This is a genomic window from Polaromonas sp., assembly GCF_012927415.1.
Lineage (GTDB): Bacteria > Pseudomonadota > Gammaproteobacteria > Burkholderiales > Burkholderiaceae_C > Polaromonas.
Genome location: NZ_JABBPF010000204.1, coordinates 19,619 through 27,366, shown reverse-complemented (window position 1 = coordinate 27,366; position 7,748 = coordinate 19,619). Strand labels below are relative to the sequence as shown.

The window sequence follows — 7,748 nt, the reverse complement described above, 5'->3', positions numbered from 1 at the left end:
CAGTTGATGCTTAAAAACCCATTCTTACCCAGCGAAAACACGACCGGTGCGCAGGCCAGATACTCCCTCAGGGCCGGTGCAGGCGTTCGACTTTTCACTCGGCGAATTCGCATGCGCGGCGGGCCGAATCGGTAGCGATAAAGACTTAGCCAGGAAGTCAATGAAACGGCAAATGATTGAAATAATGGAAAAGATCCAAAATTGGGGAAAATTCTGTGAACATGAGCATTGCCTTTGGTCTGTTTGAAAGCCGGTGGCACCAATCTTGCGGTTACAAAAAAAGGCCGAACCCGAAAGAGCCCCATGGAATTGACTCCGCGCGAAAAAGACAAACTGTTTATTTTTACGGCTTCACTGCTGGCAGAGCGGCGCCGTGCGCGCGGCCTTAAGCTCAACTACCCAGAAGCCGTGGCGTTGATCAGCGCAGCCGTGATGGAAGGTGCGCGGGATGGTAAAACAGTTGCCCAGTTGATGAGCGAAGGCCGAACCATCCTCACCCGTTCCGATGTCATGGACGGCATAGCCGAGCTGATTCCCGACATCCAGGTTGAAGCCACCTTTCCCGACGGGACCAAGTTGGTAACAGTGCATCAGCCCATCGCCTGAGAGGCGAGAATGCCCCGCTTCTCATGACTGCTTGCACACTATTCACAGATGCCAGGGCGTTTTGGACGTGAATTTTTGCCGCCACCCCAACAAACCCTTCAAGGAGCAATGCGCATGATTCCCGGAGAACTGCTGGTTGACCCGGGGCAACATGCCCTCAATGTCGGTCGCCGGACCGTCTCCCTGGTGGTGCAAAACACGGCCGACAGACCGATCCAGGTTGGCTCACACTACCACTTTGCGGAGACCAACGCGGCTCTGGGTTTTGACCGTGATGCGGCGCGCGGAATGCGGCTGAACATTGCATCGGGCACCGCTGTGCGTTTTGAACCGGGCCAGCAGCGCACGGTGGAGCTAGTGGACTATGCGGGCCAGCGGCAGGTGTTCGGCTTTCGGGGGCTGGTCAATGGCGGCCTGGATGCACCGTTGCAAGTTAAAAAGGAAGTAACCTGATGGCAAGCATTGGCCGACGCGCCTACGCAGAAATCTTTGGCCCCACCGTCGGCGACCGGTTGCGGCTGGCCGACACCGATTTGATGATTGAAGTTGAAGCCGATTACACGCTGCGCGCCGGCAGCTACGGCGAAGAGGTCAAGTTCGGCGGTGGCAAGACGATTCGCGACGGCATGGCGCAGTCGCAAAGAACCAATGCCGAGGGCGCTATGGACACGGTGATGACAAACGCCGTGATCCTGGATCACTGGGGCATCGTCAAGGCCGACATCGGTTTGAAGGGCGGACGCATCGCCGCGATCGGCAAGGCCGGCAATCCCGACACTCAACCGAGCGTGGACATCATTATTGGCCCCGGTACCGAGATCATCAGCTGCGAAGGCATGCTGGTTACCGCTGGCGGTATCGACTCGCACATCCATTTCATTTGCCCGCAGCAGATCGAGGAAGCGCTGACGTCAGGCGTGACCACCATGCTGGGCGGCGGCACGGGACCGGCGACTGGCACCTTTGCCACCACTTGCACGCCCGGCCCCTGGAACATCGAGCGCATGCTGCAGGCGGCCGATGCCTTTCCGATGAACCTAGGTTTTCTGGGCAAGGGAAATGCCAGCCTGCCCGCCGCGCTGCACGAACAGGTCAACGCTGGCGTGATCGGCCTCAAGCTGCATGAAGACTGGGGCACCACGCCGGCGGCCATCAGCAACTGCCTGGACGTGGCGGAAGAAGCCGATGTGCAGGTGGCCATCCACAGCGACACTCTCAACGAGTCGGGCTTTGTCGAGAACACCATTGCCGCCACAAAAAAAGACGGTATTGGTCGCTCACTGTGCGCCTTTCACACAGAGGGCGCTGGCGGCGGCCATGCGCCCGACATTTTGCGGGTGGTCGGCGAGGCCAATTTTCTGCCTTCTTCCACCAACCCGACCATGCCTTACACCATCAACACGCTCGACGAACATGTGGACATGCTGATGGTCTGCCACCATCTGGATCCCGCGATTGCGGAAGACCTGGCCTTCGCCGAAAGCCGCATACGCAAGGAGACGATTGCCGCCGAAGACATCCTGCACGACCTGGGAGCGATCAGCATGATGTCCAGCGACAGCCAAGCCATGGGCCGGGTCGGCGAAGTCATCATCCGCACCTGGCAGAACGCCCACAAGATGAAGCAGCAGCGCGGCAAGCTGCCCGGTGATACCGAGCGTAATGACAATTTTCGTGCAAAACGCTACATCAGCAAATACACCATCAACCCAGCCATCGCACATGGAATTTCGCACGAGGTCGGCTCAATCGAGCCCGGGAAATTTGCTGACCTGGTGGTCTGGAAACCCGCGTTTTTCGGCGTTAAACCATCCATCATCCTGAAAGGCGGTTTTATTGCCATGGCCGCGATGGGCGACCCGAACGCCTCCATTCCGACGCCGCAGCCGGTTCATTACCGGCCCATGTTTGGCGCTTTCGGCGGCGCTATTGCTAAAGGCTCGCTGACGTTTGTCTCGCAGGCCGGACTGGCCGCTGGAATAAAAGAGCGCTTTGGCCTGGCTAAAACCCTCAGCGCGGTAAAGAATATTCGGGGTGTCAAAAAGCAGCACATGATTCACAACAACTACCTGCCGAAAATGGAAGTTGATGCCCAGACCTACCTAGTGCGCGCTGACGGTCAGTTGCTAACCTGCGACCCCGCCACCGGCCTGCCGATGACGCAGCGCTACTTTTTGTTTTAATCCCCTGATGCTTCAAATCTCCAAACTTATTCCGCAAGGTGCCGGCCTGGCTCCCATCCTGCTCAAACGCGCGTCCACCCTCGAACTTGACTGGGATGTGCGCCAGAAAAGCCGCTTTGAGGCGACCGATTCGCTGGGCCGCCCGCTTGGCGTGTTCCTGCCACGCGGCACGCTGGTGCGCGATGGGGACGTGCTGCTGGCTGAAGACGGCTCCATGATGCGGGTCATTGCCGCGCCGCAGGCATTGCTGCGCATCACGCCCAGCACCACACACGGCAAGCCCTCCGACCTGATCCGCGCCGCCTACCATCTGGGCAACCGTCATGTACCAATTGAACTCCAGCCCGACCATCTGAAAATCGAGCCGGACCATGTGCTGGCCGACATGCTGCGAGCCATGCATTTGACCGTGCAGGAAGTGCACGAGGTCTTCGAGCCCGAAGGCGGCGCCTACAGCTCTGCCGGTCATGGCTACAGCCCTGCGGACGGCCACGCGCATGCGCCCGTCGCAACGCCCGTACCCATCGTGCCCGCAACTGCCCATGTCCACGGGCCCGATTGCCGCCATGACCACGGCCATGCGCCGCAGGCAATCAAGCCGGTAGCCATCCAGATTCATCCGCACACCCCGCACAGCCATTGATCAGGGTACGGGATTGATGACGCAAGCGGACGAGATTCTTCCAGCGGCCAGCCTGCTCCAGCTGATCTGGCTCGCCTCACCAGCCTTGCCCGTGGGCGGATTTTCTTACTCGGAAGTGCTTGAGGTGGCAGTGGAACGGGCGGGAATAGCTACAGAAAGCATAGCATCAGACTGGCTGGTCGACCAGCTCCACCTGACCATCGCGCGCGCCGATCTGGCGGTAATTGCCCAAACTATCCCGGCTTGGCGCGAAGCGGACCTCCCGCGCATCCGGCAGCTCAACGACTGGGTACTTCAGACCCGCGAAACGAGCGAGTTACGGCTGCAGGCCGAGCAAATGGGCCGCTCGCTACTGGACTGGCTGCGTAATCATGACGGCGCCAACCCTCAGCATATTGAGGCCTGCGCCCAAATGCAGCCGACCTATCCGGTCGCCTTTGCGCTGGCAGCATCGCAGACTGCAGCCGGTGTGCGCGACTGCCTGCTGGCCTACGCGTTTGGCTGGGCCGAGAACATGATGCAGGCCGCGCTGAAATCGGTGCCATTAGGCCAAAGTGCCGGCCAGCGCATCCTGGCGCGACTGAGCCGGGATATTCCCTCAGCGGTCGAATCAGCTATGTTGCTTGCAGACAGCGACCGCCAGGCGTTTTCGCCCATGCTGGCAATTCTTTCCGCCCAGCACGAAACGCAGTATTCGCGGCTCTTTCGCTCCTGACGGAACGCCGCCATTTTCAACCATCTCAACCATCCAAGCGAAAATCCCCATGAGCCTGCACCAAATCGCCAACCGTACCAAAAAACTGCCACCCCTTCGAGTGGGCATTGGTGGACCTGTCGGCTCTGGCAAGACCACCTTGCTGGAGATGCTGTGCAAGGCCATGAAGGAAAAATACGACCTGGTGGCGATCACCAACGATATCTACACCAAGGAAGACCAACGCCTGCTCACCGTCAGTGGCGCACTGGCCGCCGAACGCATCATGGGCGTGGAAACGGGCGGCTGCCCGCACACGGCAATCCGCGAAGACGCATCCATCAACCTCGAAGCCATTGACCGCATGCTGGTGGAGTTTCCCGACGCCGACGTAGTGTTCATCGAATCGGGCGGTGACAACTTGGCCGCAACCTTCAGCCCCGAGTTGAGCGACCTCACCATCTACGTGATTGACGTGGCCGCCGGGGAAAAGATCCCGCGCAAGGGCGGCCCTGGCATTACCAAAAGCGATCTGTTCATCATTAACAAAACCGATCTGGCCCCTTATGTGGGTGCCGACCTGGGCGTGATGCAAGCCGACACCATACGCATGCGAACCACGCCAAAAGGCTTGAAGCCTTTTGTCATGACCAACCTCAAAACCCGCACTGGGCTGGCCGAGGTAGTTGCCTTCATTGAAACCAAGGGCATGCTGCAGACGGCCAGACTGTAATTTTTTGGGGCACGCCCTGTGGCATGTCAGTCCTACGGTTAAACTAGTAACCACGGAAGCGTGGCAGAGCGGTTGAATGCAGCAGTCTTGAAAACTGCCGAGGATGCGAGTCCTCCGTGAGTTCGAATCTCACCGCTTCCGCCAGACAATCGGGAAATATCGGCTTCATGGCCTGTTTTTCTTTTCCCCGACAAATCATCTTACTCGCGCCCCAAATCGCTTGGTGCGCGGCTCAAATCATTGTTTTTCGTCACCAGTTTGCGGAGCATGCGCGTGAACTCGGCTTGCTCATCTTCTGACAAAGGATCGAGAAAGAGTTTCTGCGCGCTGAGCGTTGACGGCGCGATGGCGGCGAGCAATTGAATGGCCGCGTCTGTCGGTGTGAGCTGGCGTATGCGCCGGTCCTCGGGCGAAGCACTTCTCACCAGCAAGCCACGGGATTCGAGCCGGTCAATCACGCCCGTAATGGTTGAGGTATCTAGCCCAACGGTCCGCGCCAGCGACCGCTGGTCGATACCGGGCTGGCTTGCGACTGTCTGCAGGGCGGCGAAATGAACCGGCGTGACGCCGAAGGCTTGCGTTTCACGCAGAAAGATCGCCACAGAAATCTGGTGCAGGCGTCTTATGTAATATCCGGTTGGTTATGGATATCCATCGCGGATGAATTGTCGGAATTTATGGTCTCGATGCTCAAGGGTTAGCCCTTATCTGAAGCAATTCGTCGTATCCCTACACTTGTTGTTTGTGTACTTATTATTTACACATTTCCTTGCTGCACAACCAGAGGTGCCTGTATGAAACTGAACAACCCCCTTATCGCCCTTGCCTTGACGGCGATGCTCAACGCGGTTGCCGGGGCGGCCGAGCCGGTCAGGATCGGTCTCGTTCTTCCCATGTCAGGTCCATTTGCATCGTATGGCAAGCAAATTGAACATGGGGTCAAGCTCTACCTGGCCACTCAGGGCGACACCTTTGGTGGCCGCAAGATCGAGCTGATCATCAAGGATGACAGCCCCGGTACAGCTGGCGATGTGAGCAAGCGACTGGCGCAGGAACTGGTCATCAAGGACAAGGTTGACATTCTTGCTGGCTTCGGTTTGACGCCCTCGGCTTTCGCCGTGGCACCGGTTGCCACCGAAGCAAAAAGACCGATGGTGGTGATGAACGCGGCCACTTCTTCTGTCACCACCAAGTCCAACTACATTGTGCGGACGTCGATGACCCTGCCGCAGAATTCGGCACCCATTGCCAGTTGGGCCGCAAAGAACAAGATCAAAAAAGTATTCACTCTGGTCGCCGACTACGGACCTGGCCATGACGCCGAGGGTCAATTCAAAAAGACCTTTACCGCGGCGGGCGGGGAAATTGTGGGCGAAGTGCGGGCACCGGTGAAAAACCCGGACTTCGCGCCATTTCTGCAAAAAATCAAGGACACCAAGCCTGATGCGGTATTTCTGTTTCTGCCGCCCGGTGGTGAGACCATCGCTTTCATGAAGGGATTCAAGGAGCGCGGTCTAGACGCGGCGGGCATCCAGCTGATTGCCACTGGTGACTTGCCAGATGAAGACATTCTGGAAGCCATTGGGGACTCCGCGCTTGGCCTGGTCACGTCATTCCACTACTCAGAAGCCCACAAGTCGCCAGAGAACAAAGCGTATACGGACGCTTATTACAAAGCTTACCCGAAAGACCGGCCCAACTTCATGTCGGTCGGCGGTTATGACGGCATGCGCCTGATCGCGGAAGTGCTGAAGAAAACCAACGGCAACACAGACGCCGACAAGTTCATCGAAGCAGCCAGGGGTATGAAGTGGATCAGCCCGCGTGGCCCGATCAGCATCGACCCAGCCACCCGTGACATCGTGCAAAACATCTACATCCGCAAAGTCGAAAAGATCAACGGCAGGCTGCAAAACGTCGAGTTTGACCATGTCGCCGACTTCAAGGATCCGGGTAAACAATAAGCCATGCCAGCAGCAAAAACCAGTCGCCTGCCCCGCTGCCGCTGAACAGGGATAAGCCCATGACAGTCATTTTCGATGGCGTTGCCTCCGGTTTGCTGTTATTTCTGATCAGCGTCGGCCTCTCGGTCACGCTGGGTCTGATGAATTTCGTTAACCTTGCGCATGGCGCTTTTGCCATGCTGGGCGGCTACGTCTGCGTCTTTTTGCTGGACCGCGTTGGCGTGCCTTTCCTGGCCGCCCTGCCTATTGTGGCCCTCGTTTCCGCGCTCGTCGGAGTCGTGTTCGAACGAACGCTTTACCGTCGACTTTATGGGGCTTCGCACCTCGACCAAGTACTGTTTTCCATCGGATTGGTTTTTGTTTCCATGTCCACGGCGCATTATTTTTTCGGCGCGCAGCAGCAACCCCTGCGCCTGCCGGACATGCTGTCTGGCCAGTTCCACCTGCCCGGAGGTCTTGACGTGGGTGTCTACCGACTGTTTTTGATTGTGATCGGCCTCGCGCTGGCTTTAGCGCTGCAGTGGATGATTTCCGGCACAAAGTTCGGCGCCAAACTCCGCGCATCGGTGGACAACCCGCGCGCCGCGCGCGGCGTGGGTATCGACGTGGACCGCGTTTTTGTGCTGACCTTCGCGCTCGGCTGCGGATTGGCCGGGCTGGGCGGTGCGCTGGGCGTTGAAATGCTGGGGCTTGACCCGGGTTTTCCGCTCAAGTACATCGTTTATTTTTTGATCGTCGTTGCCGTCGGCGGCAGCGGCAATATCAAGGGCTCCCTTATCGCCTCGCTGATTCTCGGCATCAGCGATGTTGCCGGCAAATATTACATCCCGCAAGTCGGTGCTTTTGTCATTTACGCGGTGATGATGACGGTGCTGGTTTTCCGTCCGCAAGGGTTGTTCGGTAGAACTGCGGCTAAGTGAAACCA

The 7,748-nt window shown here is 58.2% G+C and carries 10 protein-coding genes and 1 tRNA gene; 9 read left to right on the top strand and 2 right to left on the bottom strand.

Annotation, left to right across the window (positions count from 1 at the left end; all coding sequences use genetic code 11):
- The coding region (locus HHJ19_RS16725; protein ID WP_296908999.1) for a hypothetical protein at positions 1–305 on the bottom strand (305 nt) is incomplete at its 3' end.
- On the opposite strand from HHJ19_RS16725, the gene HHJ19_RS16720 reads away from it, so the two are divergent.
- The 7 genes from HHJ19_RS16720 to HHJ19_RS16690 all read left to right on the top strand — a co-directional run bounded on the left by HHJ19_RS16720 (position 304) and on the right by HHJ19_RS16690 (position 5,003).
- Positions 304–606: an urease subunit gamma gene (locus tag HHJ19_RS16720; RefSeq protein WP_296908998.1), complete on the top strand. Its 303-nt coding sequence runs from the start codon at positions 304–306 to the stop codon at positions 604–606. The two genes, HHJ19_RS16725 and HHJ19_RS16720, sit on opposite strands and share 2 nt — an antisense overlap.
- A 114-nt stretch (positions 607–720) precedes the next feature.
- Positions 721–1,059, top strand: a complete 339-nt coding sequence (locus HHJ19_RS16715; RefSeq protein WP_296908997.1) for an urease subunit beta — start codon at positions 721–723, stop codon at positions 1,057–1,059.
- Positions 1,059–2,789: an urease subunit alpha gene (gene ureC / locus HHJ19_RS16710; protein WP_296908996.1), complete on the top strand. Its 1,731-nt coding sequence runs from the start codon at positions 1,059–1,061 to the stop codon at positions 2,787–2,789. Before HHJ19_RS16715 ends, ureC begins: the two co-directional genes overlap by 1 nt.
- Before the next feature lie 7 nt (positions 2,790–2,796).
- On the top strand, positions 2,797–3,432 hold the full coding sequence (gene ureE / locus HHJ19_RS16705) for an urease accessory protein UreE (RefSeq protein ID WP_296908995.1): 636 nt from the start codon (positions 2,797–2,799) through the stop codon (positions 3,430–3,432).
- A gap of 16 nt (positions 3,433–3,448) precedes the next feature.
- Positions 3,449–4,147, top strand: coding sequence for an urease accessory UreF family protein (locus HHJ19_RS16700; RefSeq protein WP_296908994.1), 699 nt, complete (start codon positions 3,449–3,451; stop codon positions 4,145–4,147).
- Between the two features lie 49 nt (positions 4,148–4,196).
- Positions 4,197–4,859 (top strand): urease accessory protein UreG, encoded by a 663-nt coding sequence (gene ureG / locus HHJ19_RS16695; RefSeq protein ID WP_296908993.1) that lies wholly within the window; start codon positions 4,197–4,199, stop codon positions 4,857–4,859.
- Between the two features lie 54 nt (positions 4,860–4,913).
- Positions 4,914–5,003 (top strand) — tRNA-Ser (locus tag HHJ19_RS16690).
- A gap of 56 nt (positions 5,004–5,059) precedes the next feature.
- Here HHJ19_RS16690 and HHJ19_RS16685 read toward each other — a convergent pair.
- Positions 5,060–5,461, bottom strand: a complete 402-nt coding sequence (locus HHJ19_RS16685; RefSeq protein ID WP_296908992.1) for a MarR family transcriptional regulator — start codon at positions 5,459–5,461, stop codon at positions 5,060–5,062.
- Positions 5,462–5,653: 192 nt separating this feature from the next.
- On the opposite strand from HHJ19_RS16685, the gene HHJ19_RS16680 reads away from it, so the two are divergent.
- Both HHJ19_RS16680 and HHJ19_RS16675 read left to right on the top strand, forming a co-directional pair.
- Positions 5,654–6,823 (top strand): ABC transporter substrate-binding protein, encoded by a 1,170-nt coding sequence (locus tag HHJ19_RS16680; RefSeq protein WP_296908991.1) that lies wholly within the window; start codon positions 5,654–5,656, stop codon positions 6,821–6,823.
- A 59-nt stretch (positions 6,824–6,882) separates the two neighbouring features.
- Positions 6,883–7,743 carry a branched-chain amino acid ABC transporter permease gene (locus HHJ19_RS16675; protein ID WP_296908990.1) on the top strand — a complete coding sequence of 287 codons (861 nt, stop codon included), beginning with the start codon at positions 6,883–6,885 and terminating at the stop codon, positions 7,741–7,743.
- Positions 7,744–7,748: the final 5 nt, after the last annotated feature.